Genomic DNA, 22538 nt, shown 5'->3' with positions numbered 1-22538 from the left:
ATCTTATTTTCATCTTTTATTAAAATCTCTCTATTATATTGTAAGCTGTGTCTCTTTTTGCTGGAAACTCATCTATATCTTTGATTAATCTTATCATTTCATCTTGATTCATTCTATTTACTGCTCCTGCTGCTTTTACAACATTCTCTTCCATCATTGTACTTCCCAAATCATTTGCACCAAATTTTAGAGCCATTTGACCAATATATGAACCTTGAGTAACCCAAGAGCTTTGAAGATTCTTAAAATTATCTAAATATAGTCTTGAAACTGCAAGAAGTCTTAAATACCTATTTGAAGATTGAGGTTTAATATCGGGAATTTCCTCTAAAAGTTCAGTATTTTCTCCTTGAAAACTCCACATAATAAATGCTCTAAAACCACCTGTCTCATCTTGCAATTTTCGTATTAAATCCCAATGTTCAATAATCTCTTCATCTGTTTCAACAGTTCCAAACATCATAGTTGCTGTTGTTTTCATACCAATACTATGTGCAGTTTTATGAACTTCTAGCCATTTTGCAGTATCAAGTTTTTTAGGAGCAATTATATCTCTTACTCTATCACTTAAAATTTCAGCTCCAGCACCTGGAACTGAACTTAAACCTTTTGCTTGAAGCCTTTTTAAAACTTCTAAAATAGATATTTTTGATACTTTTGCTATAAAATCAATTTCAATTGCTGAAAAACCATGAATTGTAATTTGTGGATATTTTGTATGAATGTGATTTACTAACTCTTCATAATAATCTATTTTTAAATTTGGATGAACTCCACCTTGAAAAAGAATTTGTGTTCCACCAATAGCAAGAAGTTCATCAATTTTTTTATCAATTTCATCAAATTTTAAAACATAGCTATCATCATCTTTTTTGTGTCTATAAAATGCACAAAATTTACAATCAACCCAACAAACATTTGTATAGTTTATATTTCTATCTACTATAAAAGTTGTTAGTTTTTCACTATGAAGTTCTAGTTTTTTTGCACTTGCAAGACGACTTAACTCTAATAAAGAAGTATTTTTGATTAAATCAAGAGCTTCTTCTTTACTTAATCTTTTATTTAAATTAACTTCTACTTTTTTTGTCATTAGAAGCTTGCTCCGAATGAGAACTCAAATGAAGATGTATCATCTCCTGGTTTTTTACCAATTGGTTTAGCAAAGATAAGTTGTAGAGGACCCATAGGTGAAACCCACTCTAAAAGTGCTCCTGTTCCTGATCTTTTTGTTTCATTAAAAGAATCTTGTCCTATCATACCATAATCATAAAATACTCCCCATCTCATTTTTGCACTAGGAACTAGAGGAAAACTAATTTCAAATTGGTTTGACCACATTTTTTTATATGGATCTGTTTTTTCTCCAGTTTCATTAGTAGGGAATGCATAAGACTTATACCCTCTTAGTGTTCTAGGACCCCCAAGATACAGTGAATCTCCTTGATTTATTTGACCATTATCTATTAAAATTCTAGCTTGTGTTTTAAATCTTAAAATCCAATCTAAATCAGTTAAATCCTCTAAAGAATAGAAATATCTAAAATTAGCACTTGGTTTTATATATTTTGAATCTCCACCAACTCCAGCATATTCAGCTGAAATATTTGATCTCCATCCCTCTCTTGGAAAATAAAAATCATCTGTATTATCAAAATTAACATAAGGAGTAATTGAACTGTTTATATAATCTTGGTCTGTAAATCTCTTTTGCTGAGAAACTATACTATCTATTGGATAATCATAATTTTCTTTAATAAAATCAAGTCCATATTTAGCTCCAACATAAGTATCTCTAATTACCTCTTTCCCTGCTCCAATAGAAAACCCTTTTGTTCTTACATCAGAGTCATATCTACTTCTTCTAATCTCATTTTTTGTCGAGTGAACTTCAACTTCTCCATTATAATCGCTATCTCTTATAGCTGGATTTTTAAGGCTAAGCTCAAATCTACTTGATCTTTTAGATAAGTCAGCACTTAGTCCAAGCGCGAGCCCTGAACCAAAAATATTTGCATCACTAATAGACCCATTTACCATAAATTTATCGTAAGAACCATATCCTCCACCTAGCATTAAACTTCCTGTTGGTGCTTCAGTTACTTTTACAACAATATCCATTTTATCATCACTAATTCTTTTCTCTTCAATTTGTACATCTTCAAAGAATCTTGATCTTTTTAGTTTATTTGTAGAGTCCTTAAAATCTGTCATATTATATAAATCACCAGGTGCTAAATAGACATCTCTTCTAATAACTCTATCTAAAGTTCTAGTATTTCCAGAAATTTTTACATCATTTATATATACTTTTTTTCCTGGAACTACACTAAATACAACATCAACAGTATGTTCAGCTTCATTTTTTTTCAAATCAAATTTAACATCAGCAAAGGCATAACCTTGATTTGCTACTTGAGTTTTAATATACTCTTGATCTTGTCTTAATTTTTTAATATTGAAAGTTTTATCAACTTTTAGCTTTAATTCTGGATAAATATCATTAGGATTAACAATTGAAGAGTCTAAAAATATTTTAATATCAGTAGTTGTATATTTTTCTCCCTCTTTTACAAAAAAATCTAATTTTGCTTGGTTTGATGCAAAATCAATATCTAAAAATGGCTCTTTAACATCTGCATCTAAATAACCTTTCTCAAAATATAGGTCATTTATTCTTCTTGCATCATATTTTAATTGATCTAGTTTTAATTCACCTGTATTTTGTCCAAACCACCAAGAAGCAAACTCTTTTTCTTTATTTGCAGTTACATCATCAAAATCACTTTGACCTAAATTTTTTGCTCCATGATATTGAGCATTATTAATTATAATCTCATCACCTTTATTTACATAAAAAGTAACTTTTTTTGCATTCTCACCTAAAGTTTCTACTTCTGTTTCAACAACTGAGTTTATAAAACCTTCACTCTCTAGCATACTTAAAAGCTTATTTTCAGCCTCTTTTACTCTTTTTTCAGTATACATAGACCCTTTTTTAAATTTAATAATATTTTTTATATTATCAATATCTTCACTTCTAGTCTTATACCCTTTAATATCAACACTAGCAACTGAAGGGTTTTCTTTAAATTTAAATAATAAATTTCCACCATTATTTGAAACTTCAACATCTTCAAAATAACCATATTTATAAAATTTTACAACAGCTTCATTTAGTTTATTTTCATCTAGTTTGTCTCCAACTTTCATATCTATTGTTTCAGCTAAAACCTGAGGAGATAATTTATTTACATCTTTATATTCAATAGATTTGATTGTTGTTGCACTAAGTAATGTTGCACAACTCAATGATAAAAGTATTACTTTGTTTTTCACAGGTGTCCTTAATTTGGATAATAAAGCAATAATATATCTAAAAATAGTTTATATAAATCTAAAGTAAGATATAATTTTGCCCAATTTATTTATAAAAGGTTTTATTTTGAATATAGGAATTATAGGTTTAGGACTTATGGGAGGCTCTTTAGCAAAAGCTGTAAAAAGATATGGAATTGCCCAAAAAGTATATGGATTTACAAATAGCGAAAAAAATAAAAAAGATATTTTGGAGTTAAATTTAGTTGATGAAGTAGTTGATTTAGAAACTTTAAAGAAAGTAAGTGATGTAATTATTTTATCTATACCTGTTGATGCAATTATTTCTATGTTTCCAAACTTTTTGGATATAGATGAAAAAACAACTATTATTGATATGGGCTCAACAAAAGAGTATATTGTTAAAAATATTCCAGCAAAAATAAGAAAGAATTTTATAGCTGCTCATCCTATGACGGGAACAGAGAAATCTGGACCAAAAGCTGCAATAGACAACCTTTATGAAGGGAAAACGGTAGTTTTATGTGATTTAGAAGATAATGCAAATATTCATGTAAATAAAGCATTTAAAATCTTTCAAGAAATTGGAATGAGAATTGTTGTTATGGATAGTAAAGAGCATGATATAAATGCTTGTTATATCTCTCATTTACCTCATTTGATCTCATTTTCATTAGCTAATACAGTTATGAGTCATCAAAACCCAAAAGAGATTATAGCTCTTGCTGCAGGTGGATTTAAAGATATGAGTAGAATTGCAAAATCAAGTCCACGAATGTGGGGGGATATTTTTAAACAAAATAGAGAGAATATGCTTCTTAGTATAAAATCTTTTGAAGAGCAGATGAGTATTGCTAAAAAAATGATTGAAGATGAAAAGTATGAAGATCTAGAAAATTGGATGAAAAAGGCAAATACTTTACATGAAATTTTATAAATTAAAAAATTAGAGCTTAGAAAAGCTCTATTGATTCATCGAAGATTTCAATTCCATCAGCTGCTGTTAAATCATTATATTTTAGAAATTGTGATCTTCCTTTATTTTTTGCTTCATAAAGTGCAATATCAGAGTGTTTTATTGAGTCATTTATTGTTTTTTCTGAATTTAAAACAAATTTATCCATTCCTATACAAATTGTTTTTTTCAAAACTTGTTTAGTCTGTTCATTTACAATAATATTAGTATCTGCAAAATCATCAATTATCTTTAGAGCTAAATTTTCTATATCATTTTCATTTGAGTTACTTAAAATAGATACTAAGAACTCATCAGTTCCAAGTCTTCCTACTAAATCAAAACTATCTATATTTGAATGTATAACTCTTGCAAGTTCAACTAAAACTTTATCAGCAGTATCATAGTCAAACTCATCAATTACAGCTTTAAATCGATCAATTCCTATCATTAAAAAGAAAATCTCTTCTTGATTTTTATTTGATAATCTAAGATGATTTGTAAGATTTTGAATTAGATAAGTTCTATTATAAACATTTGTAACTGAATCTAAAGAAGATGATTCTATAAAGTTTTTCTTTAAAATTAAGCTTTGAATAATAGGCGAAATTTGAAAAAAAGCAACTTGGATAGTCTCATAATGATCTTCTATCATTTTGTGATGGAGTTTAGAATTTGCACAAAAAGAGACTGTTGCATTTAAACTTATATGAGTGTTAATTATAAAAAAATGAGAAAGTTCATCATCTAAATAGAACTCTTCCCCCTTTGAAAAAATCTTATCTTTACTATTTTTATTTATATCAAATAAGCAAAATTCCATATTTGTAATCTTAAATTCATAGCTTAACCAGTTAAAAATATCTTCTGCTAATTGTTTTAAATTTGTAGAATAAGATAGTTGTTCCTGAAGAGAAAATATACTTTCCAAAGAGTGATATATAAACTCATTTGTAGTAGAAGATTTTATTAATTCCATCATTTTATATTTCATATGTTTCCTAAAATAGATCTATTTTATTTGTCTCTTTATCATTAAATAAAAAAACTTTTCCCCGACCTCTGTTTCTTGCCTCATAAAGTGCAATATCAGATTTTTTTATTATTTCATCTATTGTTGTTGCATTATCTGGAAAAATTGATATTCCTCCACAGATTGTTTTCATTAATATTTGTTTAGTATCTTCTTCTACAACAACACTCTCTTTACTAAAGTTATTTATTAATTTTTCAGCTATCATAATAGCATTTGTATTTGAAAGAATATTTAGTAAAATAACTAAAAATTCATCATTTGATATTTTTATTACAATATCAGATTCTCTAATACTATTTTTAAGAGAATTTGCCAATGCCTTTAATACTTTATCTCCAATTTCATAATCAAATTCATCAATTACAGCCTTAAATTGGTCAATTCCAATTTTTATAAAAGCTACTTTCTTTTGCTCTCTATTTGAAAGACTTAATAAATTTGAAACATAGTTATTCAAATAAGTTCTATTATATGTTCCTGTAACAGAGTCTATTAGAGATAAATCTTTTATAGCTTTTTCTATATATTTATTGTATAAAGATTGAGAAAATATATTTAAAGAAATTTTTATTTTATCTGATTGCTCTATAAGTTTATTTTTCTCATTTTCATTCGCTACCAGAAAAATAAATATAACTTTTGTATCAATATTTTGGGGGAAGTCTAAAGAAAACTCTAAATAATTTTTATCTAAATCAAATAAGGAGAATATATTTTCTTCATCACCATCTTGTTTTAAAATATTAATTTTAATAGCTTGAACATCATGATGTATTTTTAAATATTCAAAAATATTTAAGGCACTTTTATCTAAGTCTGAAACTTTTAATTTATCATTTTCATTCATTATTAATTCACAAGAGTAACTCATATTTTTATGCCTTTATCTGTCTTTCCCATAGTTTTAGTGTATCTATTTCGTTGTTTAAAGTAGTTTTGGAACCATGTCCTGGATATATATGATAATTATTTTTCCATGTTAATATTTTTTGAAGACTATTTTTCATATCTTTTGGATTTGACATAGGAAAATCAAATCTTCCTATTGTACCTTTAAAAATAAAATCTCCACTAAAAAGAGTTCCATTTATCTCAATCATACTACAACCTGGAGTATGCCCTGGAAAATGGTGAAATTTTATTTTAACTCCAAAAATATCTAGTTCTTCATCTGGATTTACTAAAATATCAGCATATGATGGAGGCATTCCTAAATTATAAGGGTTTAATGTTAACATAAATTCGTCATCTTTTGGAGTATAAAGTTTAATATTAAAAAACTCTTTTAGTTCTTGATTTGACCAAATATGGTCAAAATGACCATGAGTATTTAGTATTGCAACAGGATTTGTACTGTTTTGTTTAATCCAAGAAGTTGCACCAACACCTGGGTCTATTATAAAATCTTTTTCATCGATAGTCACAATATAACAATTTGTGGCATAATCCCCCATAGGATGAACTTTTATATCCATTTTAAACCTTACTTTGCTAAAATTTAATTCATTATATCAAAAAAAGGTTAATTTATGGATTATTTTTCTACCTTAGAAGCTATTTTACTAGAGAATTTACCAAAAAATAAGTTTAAAATGTTTGATAACTTTTATAAAAACTTTTTAGAAAACAGTATTAGTTTTGATAATAGTTATAAACCTTTAATATTAACTAGTCCCTCTTACGAAAGTTTTTTAAATATTGTAAAGCCAACTGCTTTACCGCCAATTAAAAACTTTAAATCAATAGAAGGTAAAAAATATCTAGTTCATACAATTTTACATATAGAATATAGTGCTATTGATTTAGCTTTAGATGCTGCTTTGAGATATCAAAATATGCCAATAAAATATTATAAAGATTGGCTTGAAGTTGCAAGTGATGAGATTAGGCATTTTTTAATGTTAGAAGAGTTATTAAAAGAGTTAGATGGATTTTATGGAGAGTTTGATGTTCATAAAAATCTTTTTGAAGTTATGCAACAAACACCAGATTTTTTAAGTAGAATGGCCTGTGTTCCTAGATATTTAGAAGCAAATGGTTTAGATCAAAATCCAAAAATAATGGAGAAACTAAATTCAAATAGAGATAAGTTTAATATAAAATTTGTCAAAGCCTTAGAAATAATATTAGAAGAAGAGGTTGATCATGTTAAAAAAGGTGATTTTTGGTTTAAATATGAGTGTGAAAGATTACAATTAGACCCAGTAAAAACCTATTTTGAAGTAATTGAAAGAGTTTTTCCTGGAAGTACAAAAAGGAAGATGGATTTAAATTTTATTGCTAGAAAAGAGGCTGGTTTTTCTTGTGATGAGTTGAAGTTTTTATCAAAAAAAGAGGATTGTTTTTAGTTGATTTAAGTTAAGTCTTAAATATTTTTGTTTTGCTAAAATTTAAATATAATTTTAAAGATTAGAGGAAAAAATGGAACTTACAAATATAACTCAAGTTGTAATTTTTTTTATTTTCGTTTTAGCACTTATGGCTTTTTCACTATCTCCTGCCATATATATTAGCGAAAAATTAGCATTGAAATCGACTTTTGTAGAGAAACACTCAACAAAATTTTCCATTATTTTTTCAATATTTTTTGCAACTCTTGCAACAATTTTTATATTTAAGTTTTAAATCTATAACCAAAATTTTGATTATAGACTTGTAGTAAATAGAAGGTGAATATTACCATCTTTTTCATATGTAGTAAGATTAGAATTCACTTTCTCAGCAGATAAAACACCTTGTAATGTTTTTAATGTATGCCAAAATTTTTCATTAAATGGAATATCTAATTTTTTTATTTTTTTATTTCTAATTAAATTTGCAATATTGTAAATAGCACTATAATAAAAAATTTTATTCTTTGCTCTATTTATTCTATAATCTTTCATATATTTAAGATTATTTAGATATATGTTTTTTTCTATTTCAGACAAGTTTTTTCTATTTTCTATCTCATTATGCTTTATTTCTATTTGTTTTTTATACTCTTCTAATTTAGAATTTATATCCTCTTTTAAATTTGGATTTAAAGCTAATAGTTCTTTATAAAGTTTATCAATATTTGATTTATCAATTTTAATAGAGTATGAGTGGCTTTTATTTACATCATAATCACTATTAACTGTATCTAAAAGCTCATAAGCATAGGGTAAATAAATATATTTATCATCTTTCCCTTGTTTAAAAGAGATACCTTTTTGGCTTATAATTGGTCTAAATCCTATATACTCAAATTTCATTTTTTCCCTTATTATTTAATTTATGAAAACCATTTTTTAACCTTATCAAACATTCCTTCAAATTTTGTTTCATGAGGAGTACTTTCTACGCCAAAGCTCTCTTGAAGTTTTAAAAGTAACTCTTTTTGTTCTTCTGTTAGAGTTTTTGGATATTCAATTTTTACTTGAATAATTAAATCACCTTTTCCATAACCTTGAGCTGATTTCACACCTTCGTTTCTAAAAGTAAACTGTTGTTTGTCTTTTGTTCCTTTTGGAATTTCAAGCTCTAATTCTCCTCTTAAAGAAGGAACTTTAATTTTAGCTCCCAATGCTACTTGAGTGAAGAAAATAGGGGCTTCAAAATATATATCATCATCATGTCTTACAAAATGAGAATCCTCTTTTACTTTTATTTGTAGATATAAATCTCCTCTTTGACCATTTGGTGCTATATTTCCTCTATTTGAAACTCTCATTCTCATTCCATCATTTATACCTTCAGGAATATCTACTTTAAAGTTATCTTTTTGTTCTTCATATCCAGAACCAGAACATGATTTACACTCATTAGTTTTTGCTTTTCCACTTCCAGCACAAGTAGGACAAGTTTGTGCAAATGTCATAAATCCTTGTCTTGAATGAACTTGCCCTTGACCACCACAAGTTCTACAATTTTCTAATTTACCATCTTTTGCACCTGTTCCACTACAAGATTTACAAGCTGTTTTATATTTATAGTTTATCTCTTTTTTACACCCAAAAACAGCTTCATTAAATTCTAAAGTTAAATCAACAACAATGTCAAGATTGTAACTATAAGTTTTTCTTTCTCTTTTTTGACTTCTTCCAAATCCAAACATCTCTTCAAAAATAGAACCTAAGTCATCAAAACCACCAAATCCGCTACCTCTTTGACCATGACCTTCAAGCCCAGCTTTCCCATATCTATCATAAATGGATCTTTTTTCATCATCACTTAAAACTTGATAAGCTTCGTTTATTGCTTTAAATTTCTCTTCAGCTTCAGAATCTCCTGGGTTTTTATCAGGATGATATTGCATAGCTAGTTTTCTATATGCTTTTTTTATAACTGTTTTGTCAGCACTTTTTTCTATCTCTAATAGCTCATAATAATCTATCTCTACCAAAATCAATTCTCCATAATAATAAATAATTAAATTTTTAAAGCCTGAATTCTATCTAAAAAGATAATAAATTTAAATTAATTGATTAATTTTTATTTAGATATAATCTTAAAATGAATAGAGGATTAGAAAAATTTTATGAATTAGTTGAGGCATTTGAGTCTCTTCCAACAATTGGAAAAAAATCAGCATTAAGATTGGCTTATCATATTGTAATGAATGATAACTATTGTGGAATAAAACTCTCACATAGTATAGAAAATGCTCTTAAAAATATTACAAAATGCAAAAGATGTGGTTCTATGAGTGAGCATGAAATTTGTGAATTTTGTTTAGATGAGAGTAGAGATAATGAAAAACTTTGTATAGTCCAAAGTGCAAAAGATATTTTTATTATAGAAGATTCAAAAACTTTTGATGGAAGATATTTTGTAATAGATGAATTGGAAATTGATAAAATTAATCTGCTTCAAAAATTTATAATAAATAATAGTGTTAAGAGTATACTGTTTGCTATAACACCATCTATTGCAAATGATGCTTTTATCCTTTTTATAGAGAGTAAATTAAAAGAGTATGATTTACAATTTACAAAAATAGCACAAGGTGTTCCAACTGGAGTTAGTTTGGAAAATGTAGATATATTATCACTATCAAAAGCTATACAAAGTAGGGTAGAGATTTAAAAGTTATGGAAAAAAGAGTTATTTGTCAAAAGTGCATCTACTATTATGTAACTTGGGAAGCAGGGCGTGGTCATGGTTGCAAAGCTTATGGTTTTAAATCAGGACAAATCCCATCAGTTGTTGTAAAAAGAAGTAGTGGACAGGATTGTAAATTTTATAGACTAAAAAATTTTGAGGAGTAAAATGGAAGAGTTTTTAAAACAGATAGAAAAAAATAAGATCTCATTAATTAGATTGTGGATCTCTTCAGCTAGTGTTTTAGAACTTATCAAAAAGTACTCTTTAGATGAGAATTTATTAATAAAAAGATATGCTTTTGCCTTACTTGAGTACTATATTTTAGTTGTAAGAAATAATGAAAAAAGTAAGAGTAATTACGCAATTATTGATTTTATTAAATATTTAAAAAAACATAATATTAAAATAAATGAGTTTTTCCTTCTATTTTTGGCTTTTAAAGATGCTTTAATAGATTTTGCAAATAATGAAAAAATAAAATCATCTTTTTTAGAAAAAAGAGTTGATTTTTATTTTAAGACTATACTTTCTGAACTTTTAGATATCTACTCAAAATCTATTGAGCAAGTTGAAAGTGCCTTAAATAAATCAATTGATATTGTTGATAAATATGTTTTAATGATTAGATGTGATATTGAAGGTAAAATTACATCTATTTCTACTGCTTTTTGTAAACTTACAGGATATGAAGCTTTTGAATTAGTAGGAGAGAATTTTGATATTTTAAACTATCCTAACTCTCAAAAAGAGAAGATAGAAGAGTTGAAAAATACTTTAAAATCAGGGCAAATGTGGAGTGGTGTTTTAAAAAATGTTAAAAAAGATGGAGAGATTTTTTGGCTAAAAACTACAATTCTTCCAACTTTTGACTCAAACTCAAATATTATAGGGTATGACTCTATAAATGAGGATATAACTTCTAGTATAGAGCTTAAAAATAAACAAAAAATATTAATAGAACAATCTAAATCGGCAGCTATGGGAGAGATGATTAGTATTATTGCTCATCAATGGAGGCAACCTTTACAAGCAATTTCTATACTAAATCAAAAGCTTCCTATGATAAAAATGTTAAAAGGTGAAATTAGTGATGATATTTTAGAAGATGTAACAAATGGAATAAATTTACAACTTGATTATATGTCAAAAACAATAGATGATTTTAGAGATTATTTTAAACCAAATAAGAGAAAAGAAGAGACAAATATTGAAAATATTTTAAATAAATCAATAGATTTTTTATCATATTTATTAAAATTAAACTCTATAAAAATAAATTTTATAAATAGCTCTAACTCAAAAATAGAGGTTTTTTTAAATGAAATAGTACAGGTATTTATAAATTTAATTAAAAACTCTTGTGATATTATGATTGAGAAAGATATTGAAAAAAAAGAGATTTTGATAAATAGTTTTGAAAAAGATGGGAAACTTTTTGTAGAATTTGAAGATAATGGTGGCGGAATAAATATTAAAATTATGGATAAAATATTTGACCCATATTTTTCAACAAAAAACAACAAAAATGGAACAGGTTTAGGTTTATATATGAGCAAAATTATTATTGAACAATATAGTTTTGGAAAAATATATGTAGAAAATAGTGAAAATGGAGCAAAATTCACTATAGAATTACCATTAAAAATAGGAGAATAATTTGATTTATAAAGATTTTAAAGAGGGCATTAAAAGTTTAGGTTTTATAACAATTGAAGATTTTATAAAATATTCTGGAGTTAGTTCTGATGATATTTTATCTTGGGAGACAAAAAATGAAGTTCCTTATACAATCTCTTTGTTACTACATATTTTAAAGGGAGAAAAAGATGTTCTTCCTACAAATTGGGCTTTACAAAATATAGTTGAAGAGTGTTTACCTTTAGCTACACTTTTGGAAGAGGCTTCATCTTTTCCACATAAATTAGAAGAGATGTTTTTACTTCAAAAACAGCTAAATGATTCAACAAATGGAAAAAATTGGGAGTTAGGTGTAAATAAGTTTGGTAAAGATATAAATTGGTTAAGATGTATACATATGGAAGTTTCAGAGCTTATTGAATCAACTCCTTGGAAGCATTGGAAAAATATAAATTCAAATCCAGATATGAATAATATTCATGTTGAATTAGTTGATATTTGGCACTTCTTAATGAGTTATATTCTTCAAGAAACAAATGTACCTAAAGCAGTATCTTTAGTAAATACTCATTGTATTTATGAAGCTTCTTCTGATATTGATATAAAGTTTATGGTAAAAGAGGCTGAAAAATTATCTTATATTGCTTTAGCAATTGATACGGGGAATATGCCATCATTTAGTGGTGTAGAGAGATTTATCGACCAATTTTTTAGATGTTGTAAAATTTCTGGTTTATCTTTTAATTGGCTTCAAAAATTGTATATTGGTAAAAATTGTTTAAATCAATTTAGACAAGATAATGGCTATAAAGAGGGAACTTACAAAAAAATATGGAATGGAAAAGAGGATAATGTTGTAATGGTTTCTCTTTTAGAAAAAATAGAAAATGTAAGTTTTGATGAATTATATAATAATCTAAAAATTGAATACTCCTTAGCAAAATAGTAGTTTAATACTACTTTTTTGTAGAAAATAATTTTTATAAACTATTAGATTTAGTGTAAAATCGTAACAAAATTAAAAAAAACTGAAATTACTTTACTCTTATATATTTTTAGAACAGTTTTTCAAAAAGACTCTCTAGAAAATCGTAAACTTTTTTTTACCTTTTTAAAAAACACTCTGAAATAATCGATTTTTATTAAAAAACTTTTATGCGATTATAAGCTTATTTGGAATACTTTTACTATGAATATTTACTTTTAAGTAGGAGGAGCAAATATGAATGATAATATAGAAAGAGTAAGAGAAGTTTTTACTCAAAAATCTATTAGAATTGATACAAATAAAGGTGATGAATTTTATAACTCTTTATTTGAACAATCAAAAGCAAGACTTAAATCTTTAAGAGAACAAGAACCTCTTAAAAATATTGATATGATGGATATTTTAGAGGGAGAGGGTATAAATAGAAGGGATTTTATGAAGTGGGTTAGTGCAACAACTGCTACACTTATGCTCCCTCCTATGTTTGCTCCACTTGTTGCCGAAGCAACTGAACTGATGAATAGAGTTCCAGTTATTTGGATAGAACTTCAAGATTGTGCTGGAAATTCTGAAGCACTTTTAAGAAGTTCTGCTCCAACTGTGGATGATTTACTATTTGATGTTTTAAGTTTAGAGTTCCAAGAGACTCTTCAAGCAGCAGCTGGTCACGATGCAGATAAACAATTGGAAGAAGCAGTTGAACATTTTAAAGGCAAATATCTTCTTTTTGTTGAAGGTGCAATTCCAATGGCAATGAATGGTCAATATGGAACTATTGGAGCTATGGGAGAGACTTTTTATGACCATTTAATAAGAATGTCAAAAGATGCTGCTGCTGTTGTTGCTGTTGGAACTTGTGCTACATTTGGTGGAGTTCCAGCAGCTGCTCCAAACCCAACTGGTGCAGTTGGAGTTATGGATTTAGTAAAAGGAAAACCAATAGTAAATATTCCAGCCTGTCCTGCAAATCCAGCAAATATGGTAGGAGTAATTTTACACTATGTTTTAACTGGACAAGTTCCAGAACTTGATTCGCTTTTAAGACCAAAATTTGCTTTTGGGTATAGAATTCATGATAATTGTGAAAGAAGAGCTCACTTTGATGCAGGAGAGTTTGTAGAAGAGTGGGGAGATGAAGGTGCTAAAAATAACTGGTGTTTATATAAAGTTGGCTGTAAAGGTCCTATGACATTTAATAACTGTTCAATTATTAGATATAACGAAGGTACAAACTGGCCAGTTGGTGTAGGAAGAGGCTGTATTGGCTGTAGTGAGCCTGATTTTTGGGATAAATATGCATATGAAAGACCTATGGCAAATGCTAGGATAAAAGCACCAACTGGTGGTGTTGAAAAAACAGTTGATGAGTTTGGTTTAGGACTTTTAACTGCAACTGCTGTTGGTATTGGAGTTCATGCAATTGCAAGTGTTGTTGCTGGTAAGAAATCAAATGAAAATGAGGAGAGATAATGACAAAGAAACATTTAGTAGTAGATCCAATCACAAGGATTGAAGGGCATCTTAGAATTGAAGCAATTATAGATGAAAACAATGTTATAACTGATGCTTTTTCATCTTCTACAATGTTTAGAGGAATAGAAGAAATTTTAAAAGGAAGAGACCCTAGAGATTGTGGATTACTTGCTATGAGAATTTGTGGAGTTTGTACAGGAACTCACTATCAAAGAAGTATTGAAGCTGTTGAAAATGCTTTTAATGTAACTATTCCCAAAAATGCAAGATTAGTTCGAAACCTTATTCAAGGTGCTTTATATCTACACGACCATGTGGTTCATTTTTATCATCTTCATGCTCTTGATTGGGTTGATATTACAAAAGCTTTAGAAGCTGACCCAAAAGCAACTGTTGCTGAAGCTCAAAAATGGGCTAGTGTAAGTGGACAAAGAGCTTGGAATGCAAGTGAAGATGTATATATTCAAGTAAAAGAGAGAGTTGTTAAATATATAAAACAAGGAAGACTTGGAATTTTTGGAAATGCTTATTGGGGAAGTGAAGGGTTTAAACTAACTCCTGAACAGAACTTAATAGGACTTTCTCACTATCTTGATGCTCTTGAACTTCAAAGAGAGTTAGCAAAAATGATGGCTATTTTTGGAGGGAAAAATCCTCATCCACAATCTTTTGTTGTTGGTGGAGTTACTTGTGTACAAGATATTAAAAATCCTGCAAGAATTGCTGAATTTAAACAACTCTTAAAAAAAGGAAGAAAATTTATAAAAGAGGCTTATCTAAGTGATATTTATATGGCTGGAACTATGTATGGTGAAGAGGCATTAAATGGAACTGGAGGAGGATTAGGAAACTATATGACTTATGGTGGATTTAATCTTGATGATTTACCATTTTATAAATCAAAAAAATTATTCCCTACAGGAATTGTAAAAAACAGAGATTTAAGTAAAGTTTATGAACTAGATGAGACAAAAATCACTGAAGATGTAACTCATGCTTGGTATGAGGGAAATACAAATCTTCACCCATTTGATGGAGTTACAAAACCAAACTATACTGGTTTTGGAAAAAAAGAGAATAATATTGCTTATTTAGATACACAAAATAAATACTCTTGGATTAAATCTCCACTTTACAATGATGAGAGAATGGAAGTAGGTCCACTAGCTAGAATGATTGTTGGGTTTGCAAGTAATGATGAGAGAATTAAAAAATACGTTACAAATTTTCTAACAAATGCAAATCTTCCAGCAACAGTTCTATTTTCAACAGTTGGAAGAACAGCAGCAAGAGCAATAGAGAGTGAATTAATGGCTGATATTATGATGGAGTGGGTAGATGAATTAGCTTTAAATGTTGCAAATGGAGATCTATCTACATGGACAGAGTTTGATTTTAATACAGTTGCAAAAGATACAAAAGGTTTTGGACTTGAAGAGGCTCCAAGAGGTGCATTAGGACATTGGGTAAAAATCAAAGATGGAAAAGTAGCAAACTATCAAACAGTTGTTCCTTCAACTTGGAATGCAGCACCAAGAGATTATAAAGGAAGAATGGGAGCTTATGAATCTGCTTTAATTGGTACAAAAGTAGCAAATGTTGAGCAACCTTTAGAAATTTTAAGAACTATTCATAGTTTTGATCCATGTATTGCTTGTGCAGTTCACCTAATTGATACAAATGGTAAAGAGCTTGGTGTTTATAAAGTAAATCCAATTTAAGGAAGAACCATGTCTAAAAATAGAGAAATAAAAAGAATGACTGCAACTATGAGAATAGTTCATTGGGTAACTTTCTTTAGTATGATTATTGCAGTAATTACAGGTTTATATATAGGACATCCATATTACCAAACATTTATAGCTGATCCAGCAGTAGATAAATATGTTATGGCTTGGAATAGATGGGCTCACTTTATAGTAGCAATTATTTTTGATGTAACTGCTATTTTAGTTGGGTATTTATACTTCTTTTCAAGATTTGAAAAACCATATAAAAAATTAATCCCTACAAAAACAAATCTTGTAGAGTTTTTTGAGGTATTTTTAAATCTAATTACACTTAATAGAAGAAAAAAGTTTGACTCAAGCCATAGTGATAGTTTTAATATTGTATTTTTTACAATATTTCACCTATTATTGATATTTATGCTCTTTACTGGACTTCAACTTTATGTTCATGGACTTGCAGCTGGGCTTAGTTCAATTGGAGCTTGGTGGCCAGCTATGCTTCACTTAGTAACTGATTGGACTTTATATCTTTTTGGTGGAAATATGGGAGTTAGAGTTGCTCATCACTATGCTATGTATTTTATATTAGTTTGGGTAATGTTTCATATTTACTATCAAATTTGGCGAACAGTTTTTTGGAAAGAGGGCGATATTGCCATTGTTTTTGGTGGAAGTAAGTTTGTAAAAGAAGAGGAGAAATAAGGTTTAAGCAAAAGCTTAAACCTTTAAATATTTATGAAAGATACAATTATTATTGGTGTTGGGAATATGCTCTTTAAAGATGAGGGTATAGGAATTTATGCAAGTGAATATATAAAACAAAACTATGAATTTAGTGATAATTTAGAGATAATTGATGGTGGAACATTGGGATTTAAACTAATGGCATATTTTCAAGAGTATAAAAATGTCATTATTTTAGATACTGTATCTATCAATGATGAGGCAGGAAGTATATTTAGACTTCCTAGTGATGTTTTATTGGGACTTGGAAAATATAGAAAAACAGCTCACGAAGTTGAAATTGTTGAGATGTTAGAGATAGTTTCAGTTTTAGACTCTCATGCAAATGTAACAATTATAGGAATAGTTCCACAAGATATACAAAGCGTTGAAATAGGGCTTACAAAACAAATGGAAGAGAAATTCCCACTTTTTATAAATACTGCTTTAAAAGAGATAGAAGATTTAGGCTTTAATCTTACTAAAAAAGATGATTTAAATGTTGAAAATATTGTAAAGAGTTTAATTGGAAGTTACAATGGCTCACATCTAACTAGAATTCCAAATGAAGAAGATTTTACTCATGAAACTAATCTATAAAATAGAGTATGATTCAACATCTTTTTATTTTAAAAGATTAATAGATGAGCTTATAATTACTTCAAAAATAGAAGCAAATACAAAACAATATTTTGGATTTATCTTAATTTTTATAGATGATGAACTAGAAAATATAGAAAAATTTTTCTTAAATTTAGAGAAAAATCTTCCATACTCTATGTTCTTAAAAAAGTCATATTTAATTGAAGAGTTAAATGAAGATATAAAAGAGCTTGAAGATAAAAATATAAAAGAGAGTTTTGAAATTTTAACAAATCAAAAAGTTAAAGAGATTTTACAAAACTCTAATTTTGATTTTTTAAGTCAAATTGTAAGCTTAAGTCGTGGGGAAATAGTTGATTTTGAAGAAAAAAATCTATTTTTACCAAATAAAACTTTACTAGAAGAGTTTGAAAATAGCGATTTAGAAGTAAAACTACTACTTACAAATAGTCAAATTTTAAGTGATTTTTTCATAATTGAAAATGAAGAGTTAAATCTTTTATGCTCAATAGAGCGACCATTAGTTAAATTAAAACTAAAAAATATAGATGAAAATATCTCAAAAAGTGGATATATTTTTACAAGACTTGTAAATTGTACAAAAGAGATTGAACTTTCTAAAGCCTTTAAAGAGCAAAAAATTGATTATATTTTATATACAACTAAAAAACAGGAGTTAAAAGCTTGTAGTTTTGAAGAAAATAGTATTATTATTTACGATGATAAAACTTTGTATCCAAAATATGATTATAGAAAAGATAAAATTTTTAACTCTTCAAAAGAGTATTTAGACTCCTTTTCAAATATTTATCAAGCAGTTTTATGCGAACATAATCTTTTAAATATAAACTCTATTGGAGTATATTTTTCACTAAATTCAAAAAATAGTTTTGTAGATATAAAAACTTTAAATGAAGAAAAAAGAGTTATTTATATTCCTGATATTCAAACAAATATAGACTCAATATTAGAAGATATCTCTTCTATGGATGAAAATTGTAAAAGATTAGTTGATAATTTTTTAAAGAAATTTCCTTATGCAAAAGAGATAAAACTATCTTCAACTAATGGTTTTGCAACAATTATAGAAGCAATAGCAAAACTTTTAAATCTATCAAATATAAAAGAGTTTGAAGAGTTAGCACTAAATAGTGGATATGTAAATGCTCTTCAAATAGATATGAAATTAATCAAAATTGATAATAAAAACTATTTGGATTATAGAAAAATTATTCAATCAATTATGTCATACAAAATGGCAAATGTAGATAATGAAACACTTAGTTTCTCTTTTTATGAGTTTTTAGCAGAGTTTTTAATAGATTATTTAAGAGAAATAGCAAGAAAAACTGAGGCAAAATATATTGTTTTTTGTGGAGATATATTTGTAAATAGACAACTCTTTCATAAGGTTTATAAAGAGCTTAGCAAAAAATATAAAATAATCCTACCAAAACAATACCCTATTGACTACTAAAAATAGGGTACTTGGGAATTCTTAAAACTAATTTTGATAGTATAAATCAAAAATAAGAGAAAAATTATTAAAATGTTAAGATACTATAAAGAGTTACTTTTATATGTTCAAAAAATGACAAAAGATAAACAACAAGCTTTAGAGATAATACAAGAAACTTATACAAAAACTTTAGAGGCACAAAAAAATATAGTTATAGAAAATGAAAGAGCTTTTTTATATAAAGTTGCTAAAAATTTGACTTTTAATGAATCAAGAAAGATAAAAAATAAAGAGTTTATCGAATATGAAGAAGAGAAGTTTTTTTGCTCAAAAGATGAACAACCAGATGAAATTTTATTAGAAGCCAAAAAAGAGGAGTTACTCTTAGAAGCTTTAGAGAGTTTACCAAAACATTTAAAAGAGGTTTTTGTTTTACATTTCTTTGATGGATATGATAAAAAACAAATAGCAACTATCTTAAATCTCAATTTAAATACAGTACAAAAATATGTTATAAATGCTACTACACAACTTACAAAGTATATAGAAGAGAAAGAGTGGAATTAAAATGAAAGAAAGTATAGAAGAAAAAGCAGCCTATTTTTTTACCTGTAAAAAAGATGGTTTTACTAAAAATCAAGAAAAAGAGTTTCTCTTTTGGATAGATGAAAATATTGAACACAAAAAAGCTTTTGAAAAGCTAGAAAGATTACAACTTTTATGCTCTTCTTTATCAAAAAGTACAAAAGAGAGAATCTCACAAGAGGTTCATCAAAGTATAAAAAGTAGAAAAGCTCTAAAAAAAACAAATCTTTTAAAAATTGTAGCTTCTGTTATTTTTATATTAGGAGCAACTCTATTTACTATAAATGAATACTTAAATTTTGGTATAAAACATATATATACAAGTAACAAAGAGCTAAGAGATATAGTTTTACCTGATGGTTCAAAAGTGATTTTAGATGCAAAAACAAAACTGGATATAAAATATTATAGTGATAAAAGAGAGGTAAATATCAGTGAAGGGAAAGCTCTTTTTGAAGTTTCTTCAAATCCAAATAAACCTTTTATAGTTAATGCAGATATGATAAAAGTAGAGGTTTTAGGTACAAATTTTGAAGTAAAAAATGAAAAAGATAAAATAGCTGTTGATGTAATAAGTGGAAAAGTAAAAGTAGAACAAAATAAAAATGATGAGTTTCAACAACTAGCAATTTTAACTCAAGGTAAACATATCTCTTTTGATAAACAAAGTAGCAAAACTGTATTGAAAGATATAGATATAAAAAATATTGCTTCATGGAAAGATGGAGTTCTATTTTTCCAAGACTACTCTTTACAAAAAGCTATAGATGAGTTTAAAAAATATAAAGACATAGATATCGTAATTCAAAAAGATATTCAAAAATATTCTATAAGTGGCTCTTTTGGAATAGATGATATAGATAAATTTATATTTGCTTTATCAAAAATATATCCTATAAAAGTCGATAAAAAAGGTAATTCTATCTATATTTATAAGAAGTTCTAAATATTCCTGTTTTATCCAAAATATCAAGATATAAATTTCACTATTTATACAAACAATATCTCAAAACAACTAAATTTAGATTTCCAAAAATATAAAATCCAATATAAAAATATAGAGTTAAAAACCTTTAAAAATTCTCATGATAGATTTATAATTATAGATAAAAAAGAGATATATCATATAGGAGCAAGTTTCTTGTGCTTTAGCACTCTCTTTGAGAAAGGATTTAGGTAAAAAATGGTTTGCTTTTTCTAAAATTAATTTAAATATAGATGAAATGCTAAATAAGTTGATTTAATAACTCTTTTTGTTAGAATGGAACACAATAATTCTGAATAAAAGGAAAACTTATGAATATAAAAAAACTAAAAGAGTTAGAAGAGAGTTTTTTTGAGTATTATCCTAAAGGTTTTGAAGATGAAAAATTAATAAAAACTTCAAAGCTATTTAATACACCAAAATTTCATAAGTTAGCTAAAAATAGTTTTGAACTTAAAAACTTTTCAAATATCGAACAAATTTGTGAGGATTTTTTTACAATTTTATTAAAATCTCCACTTATTTCATTTTATGAAGGTGATATTTTAAAAAAAGCTTTAAAATCTTTTACAAATTTTGAAAAAGATATGTTAAGTATATATTTACAGGATATTTTACATAATGATATAGAAAGTAGTTTTGAAGATTTTATAGAGTTACTCTCTTCTAAAAATCTTGCCAAATGGCAAATAATCACTCTAATTCCATACTATTTTGAGCCAAATAAAAACTACTTCTTAAAACCATCTACTACAAAAAATATTATAAAATATTTTGAAATAGAAGATTTAAAATATAACTCTAAACCATCTTTTGAATTTTATAAAAACTATATTAAGATTTTAGAGATTATGAAAAATAGTGTAAGAAGTGAACTAAGAGATGATAATGCAAGATTTACGGGATTTTTACGAATGGCAATGAAATAATTAATCTATTTTTGCTCCCATCTCTTTTGCATACTGTTCTCCCCACTTACTCATTATTTCAAATACTTCTAGCAATCTTTTTCCATGTATTGTTAAAGAATATTCAACTTTTGGTGGAACTTCAGCAAAGACAACTCTTTTTACTAAAGATACTTTTTCTAAATCTTTTAATTTTCTACTAAGTGTTCTTTGAGAAATATCACTTATTTTTTCAGCTAATTCACTTATTCTTAAATCTTTTGTTGATAAATTCCAAAGTATTAAAAATTTCCATTTATCATCAGCTAAATCCATTGGAATTTGACTTGGACATTCATATATTTTCCCATTTAATTCAATCATATTATTCCTTTTTTGAAGTATAACTAAAAATCTATAACAATACAATTATGACAAAAAAGTCTATACTTGACAAAAATGTCAATATTGTGTAGAATTTGACAAATTTAAATAAAAAGGTCAAAAAATGAAAAAAGTTTTAATCAACGTAGTTCATCCAAAATTAGAAGCAGAATCAAGAGTAAATAAAACTTTAATTGATTTCGTACAAAATGAATCTGAAATAACAGTAAATAATCTTTATAGTAAATATCCAGATTTTAAAATAGATGTTGAAGCTGAACAAAAGCTTTTATTAGAAAATGATATTATTATTTTTCAATTTCCAATGTATTGGTTAAGTTCACCATCACTTTTAAAAGAGTATTTTGATGTGGTTTTTACATATAATTTTGCATTTGGTGAAAATTATAAATTAGAAAATAAAACTTTTGTAGTAACAACAAGTGTTGGAAGTGGAACAGCACAATATAGTAAAACAGGAAGTAATAAATTTACAGTTGAAGAGATTTTAAACTCATTTGAAGCAACAGCAAATTATGTGAAAATGAACTATAAAAAACCATTTATTGTTTATGAATCTTTCGTAATAAGTGATGAAAAACTTCAAGAATCAGCAAAAGATTATTTAACTTATATTAAAGAATTATCAAAATAGTTAAAAAAGGTTAGAAATAACCTTTTTTTTA

24 protein-coding genes are annotated in these 22538 nt (G+C 26.9%); 16 read left to right on the top strand and 8 right to left on the bottom strand.

What is annotated here, in order from left to right; translation table 11 throughout:
• Positions 1 to 19: 19 nt before the first annotated feature.
• Entirely contained in the window at positions 20 to 1093 is a 1074-nt protein-coding gene (locus AFAEC_RS05915) for a dehypoxanthine futalosine cyclase (RefSeq protein ID WP_026805641.1), read from the bottom strand.
• Positions 1093 to 3339, bottom strand: coding sequence for an outer membrane protein assembly factor BamA (gene bamA / locus AFAEC_RS05910; RefSeq protein ID WP_026805640.1), 2247 nt, complete (start codon positions 3337 to 3339; stop codon positions 1093 to 1095). The genes AFAEC_RS05915 and bamA overlap by 1 nt, the downstream gene beginning before the upstream one ends.
• A 106-nt stretch (positions 3340 to 3445) precedes the next feature.
• On the opposite strand from bamA, the gene AFAEC_RS05905 reads away from it, so the two are divergent.
• On the top strand, positions 3446 to 4276 hold the full coding sequence (locus tag AFAEC_RS05905; protein ID WP_026805639.1) for a prephenate dehydrogenase: 831 nt from the start codon (positions 3446 to 3448) through the stop codon (positions 4274 to 4276).
• A gap of 16 nt (positions 4277 to 4292) precedes the next feature.
• Here the strand turns inward: AFAEC_RS05905 and AFAEC_RS05900 are convergent, their stop codons facing one another.
• From AFAEC_RS05900 to AFAEC_RS05890, 3 genes are read right to left on the bottom strand one after another with little or no spacing between them, the layout of a single operon-like run.
• The gene (locus AFAEC_RS05900) at positions 4293 to 5288 is read right to left on the bottom strand and encodes a GGDEF domain-containing protein (protein WP_026805638.1); all 996 of its coding nucleotides are present in this window, start codon (positions 5286 to 5288) and stop codon (positions 4293 to 4295) included.
• Positions 5289 to 5295: 7 nt separating this feature from the next.
• Entirely contained in the window at positions 5296 to 6201 is a 906-nt protein-coding gene (locus tag AFAEC_RS05895; RefSeq protein WP_026805637.1) for a GGDEF domain-containing protein, read from the bottom strand.
• A gap of 4 nt (positions 6202 to 6205) precedes the next feature.
• Positions 6206 to 6805: an MBL fold metallo-hydrolase gene (locus AFAEC_RS05890; RefSeq protein WP_026805636.1), complete on the bottom strand. Its 600-nt coding sequence runs from the start codon at positions 6803 to 6805 to the stop codon at positions 6206 to 6208.
• Positions 6806 to 6859: 54 nt separating this feature from the next.
• Here AFAEC_RS05890 and AFAEC_RS05885 point away from each other — a divergent pair, with 54 nt between their 5' ends.
• Entirely contained in the window at positions 6860 to 7678 is an 819-nt protein-coding gene (locus AFAEC_RS05885) for a ferritin-like domain-containing protein (RefSeq protein WP_026805635.1), read from the top strand.
• A 73-nt stretch (positions 7679 to 7751) separates the two neighbouring features.
• Positions 7752 to 7955: a hypothetical protein gene (locus AFAEC_RS05880; RefSeq protein ID WP_026805634.1), complete on the top strand. Its 204-nt coding sequence runs from the start codon at positions 7752 to 7754 to the stop codon at positions 7953 to 7955.
• Positions 7956 to 7975: 20 nt separating this feature from the next.
• Here the strand turns inward: AFAEC_RS05880 and AFAEC_RS05875 are convergent, their stop codons facing one another.
• Positions 7976 to 8566 carry a hypothetical protein gene (locus tag AFAEC_RS05875; protein WP_026805633.1) on the bottom strand — a complete coding sequence of 197 codons (591 nt, stop codon included), beginning with the start codon at positions 8564 to 8566 and terminating at the stop codon, positions 7976 to 7978.
• A gap of 20 nt (positions 8567 to 8586) precedes the next feature.
• The gene (gene dnaJ, locus AFAEC_RS05870) at positions 8587 to 9696 is read right to left on the bottom strand and encodes a molecular chaperone DnaJ (protein WP_026805632.1); all 1110 of its coding nucleotides are present in this window, start codon (positions 9694 to 9696) and stop codon (positions 8587 to 8589) included.
• Positions 9697 to 9806: 110 nt separating this feature from the next.
• Between dnaJ and recR the strand changes: the two genes are divergently transcribed.
• From recR to AFAEC_RS05810, 12 genes are all read left to right on the top strand, one after another.
• Entirely contained in the window at positions 9807 to 10379 is a 573-nt protein-coding gene (gene recR / locus AFAEC_RS05865) for a recombination mediator RecR (protein ID WP_026805631.1), read from the top strand.
• Positions 10380 to 10384: 5 nt separating this feature from the next.
• Positions 10385 to 10561 carry a hypothetical protein gene (locus tag AFAEC_RS05860; RefSeq protein WP_026805630.1) on the top strand — a complete coding sequence of 59 codons (177 nt, stop codon included), beginning with the start codon at positions 10385 to 10387 and terminating at the stop codon, positions 10559 to 10561.
• Position 10562: 1 nt separating this feature from the next.
• Positions 10563 to 12053, top strand: a complete 1491-nt coding sequence (locus AFAEC_RS05855; RefSeq protein ID WP_051487520.1) for a PAS domain-containing sensor histidine kinase — start codon at positions 10563 to 10565, stop codon at positions 12051 to 12053.
• 1 nt (position 12054) lies between these two features.
• The gene (locus AFAEC_RS05850; protein WP_026805629.1) at positions 12055 to 12981 is read left to right on the top strand and encodes a dUTP diphosphatase; all 927 of its coding nucleotides are present in this window, start codon (positions 12055 to 12057) and stop codon (positions 12979 to 12981) included.
• Between the two features lie 276 nt (positions 12982 to 13257).
• Positions 13258 to 14493, top strand: a complete 1236-nt coding sequence (locus AFAEC_RS05845) for a hydrogenase small subunit (protein WP_026805628.1) — start codon at positions 13258 to 13260, stop codon at positions 14491 to 14493.
• On the top strand, positions 14493 to 16217 hold the full coding sequence (locus tag AFAEC_RS05840; RefSeq protein WP_026805627.1) for a nickel-dependent hydrogenase large subunit: 1725 nt from the start codon (positions 14493 to 14495) through the stop codon (positions 16215 to 16217). Before AFAEC_RS05845 ends, AFAEC_RS05840 begins: the two co-directional genes overlap by 1 nt.
• 9 nt (positions 16218 to 16226) lie before the next feature.
• Positions 16227 to 16928: a cytochrome b/b6 domain-containing protein gene (locus tag AFAEC_RS05835; protein WP_026805626.1), complete on the top strand. Its 702-nt coding sequence runs from the start codon at positions 16227 to 16229 to the stop codon at positions 16926 to 16928.
• A gap of 33 nt (positions 16929 to 16961) precedes the next feature.
• Positions 16962 to 17549 (top strand): HyaD/HybD family hydrogenase maturation endopeptidase, encoded by a 588-nt coding sequence (locus AFAEC_RS05830; protein WP_026805625.1) that lies wholly within the window; start codon positions 16962 to 16964, stop codon positions 17547 to 17549.
• On the top strand, positions 17533 to 19029 hold the full coding sequence (locus AFAEC_RS05825) for a Kae1-like domain-containing protein (RefSeq protein WP_026805624.1): 1497 nt from the start codon (positions 17533 to 17535) through the stop codon (positions 19027 to 19029). The genes AFAEC_RS05830 and AFAEC_RS05825 overlap by 17 nt, the downstream gene beginning before the upstream one ends.
• A gap of 72 nt (positions 19030 to 19101) precedes the next feature.
• Positions 19102 to 19578, top strand: a complete 477-nt coding sequence (locus AFAEC_RS05820) for an RNA polymerase sigma factor (RefSeq protein ID WP_026805623.1) — start codon at positions 19102 to 19104, stop codon at positions 19576 to 19578.
• 1 nt (position 19579) lies between these two features.
• A complete protein-coding gene (locus AFAEC_RS05815; RefSeq protein ID WP_026805622.1) occupies positions 19580 to 20542 on the top strand; it encodes a FecR family protein in 963 nt (320 codons plus the stop codon).
• 350 nt (positions 20543 to 20892) lie between these two features.
• Entirely contained in the window at positions 20893 to 21510 is a 618-nt protein-coding gene (locus tag AFAEC_RS05810) for a hypothetical protein (RefSeq protein ID WP_026805621.1), read from the top strand.
• Here AFAEC_RS05810 and AFAEC_RS05805 read toward each other — a convergent pair whose 3' ends face one another.
• Positions 21511 to 21852: a winged helix-turn-helix transcriptional regulator gene (locus AFAEC_RS05805; RefSeq protein ID WP_026805620.1), complete on the bottom strand. Its 342-nt coding sequence runs from the start codon at positions 21850 to 21852 to the stop codon at positions 21511 to 21513. It abuts the gene before it with no gap.
• A gap of 124 nt (positions 21853 to 21976) precedes the next feature.
• Here AFAEC_RS05805 and AFAEC_RS05800 point away from each other — a divergent pair, with 124 nt between their 5' ends.
• The gene (locus AFAEC_RS05800) at positions 21977 to 22507 is read left to right on the top strand and encodes an NAD(P)H-dependent oxidoreductase (protein ID WP_026805619.1); all 531 of its coding nucleotides are present in this window, start codon (positions 21977 to 21979) and stop codon (positions 22505 to 22507) included.
• The last annotated feature ends 31 nt before the right edge of the window (positions 22508 to 22538 follow it).

It is taken from the genome of Aliarcobacter faecis, from assembly GCF_013201705.1.
GTDB classification, from domain to species: Bacteria; Campylobacterota; Campylobacteria; order Campylobacterales; family Arcobacteraceae; genus Aliarcobacter; species Aliarcobacter faecis.
This window is presented reverse-complemented; position numbering and strand designations above follow the sequence as displayed.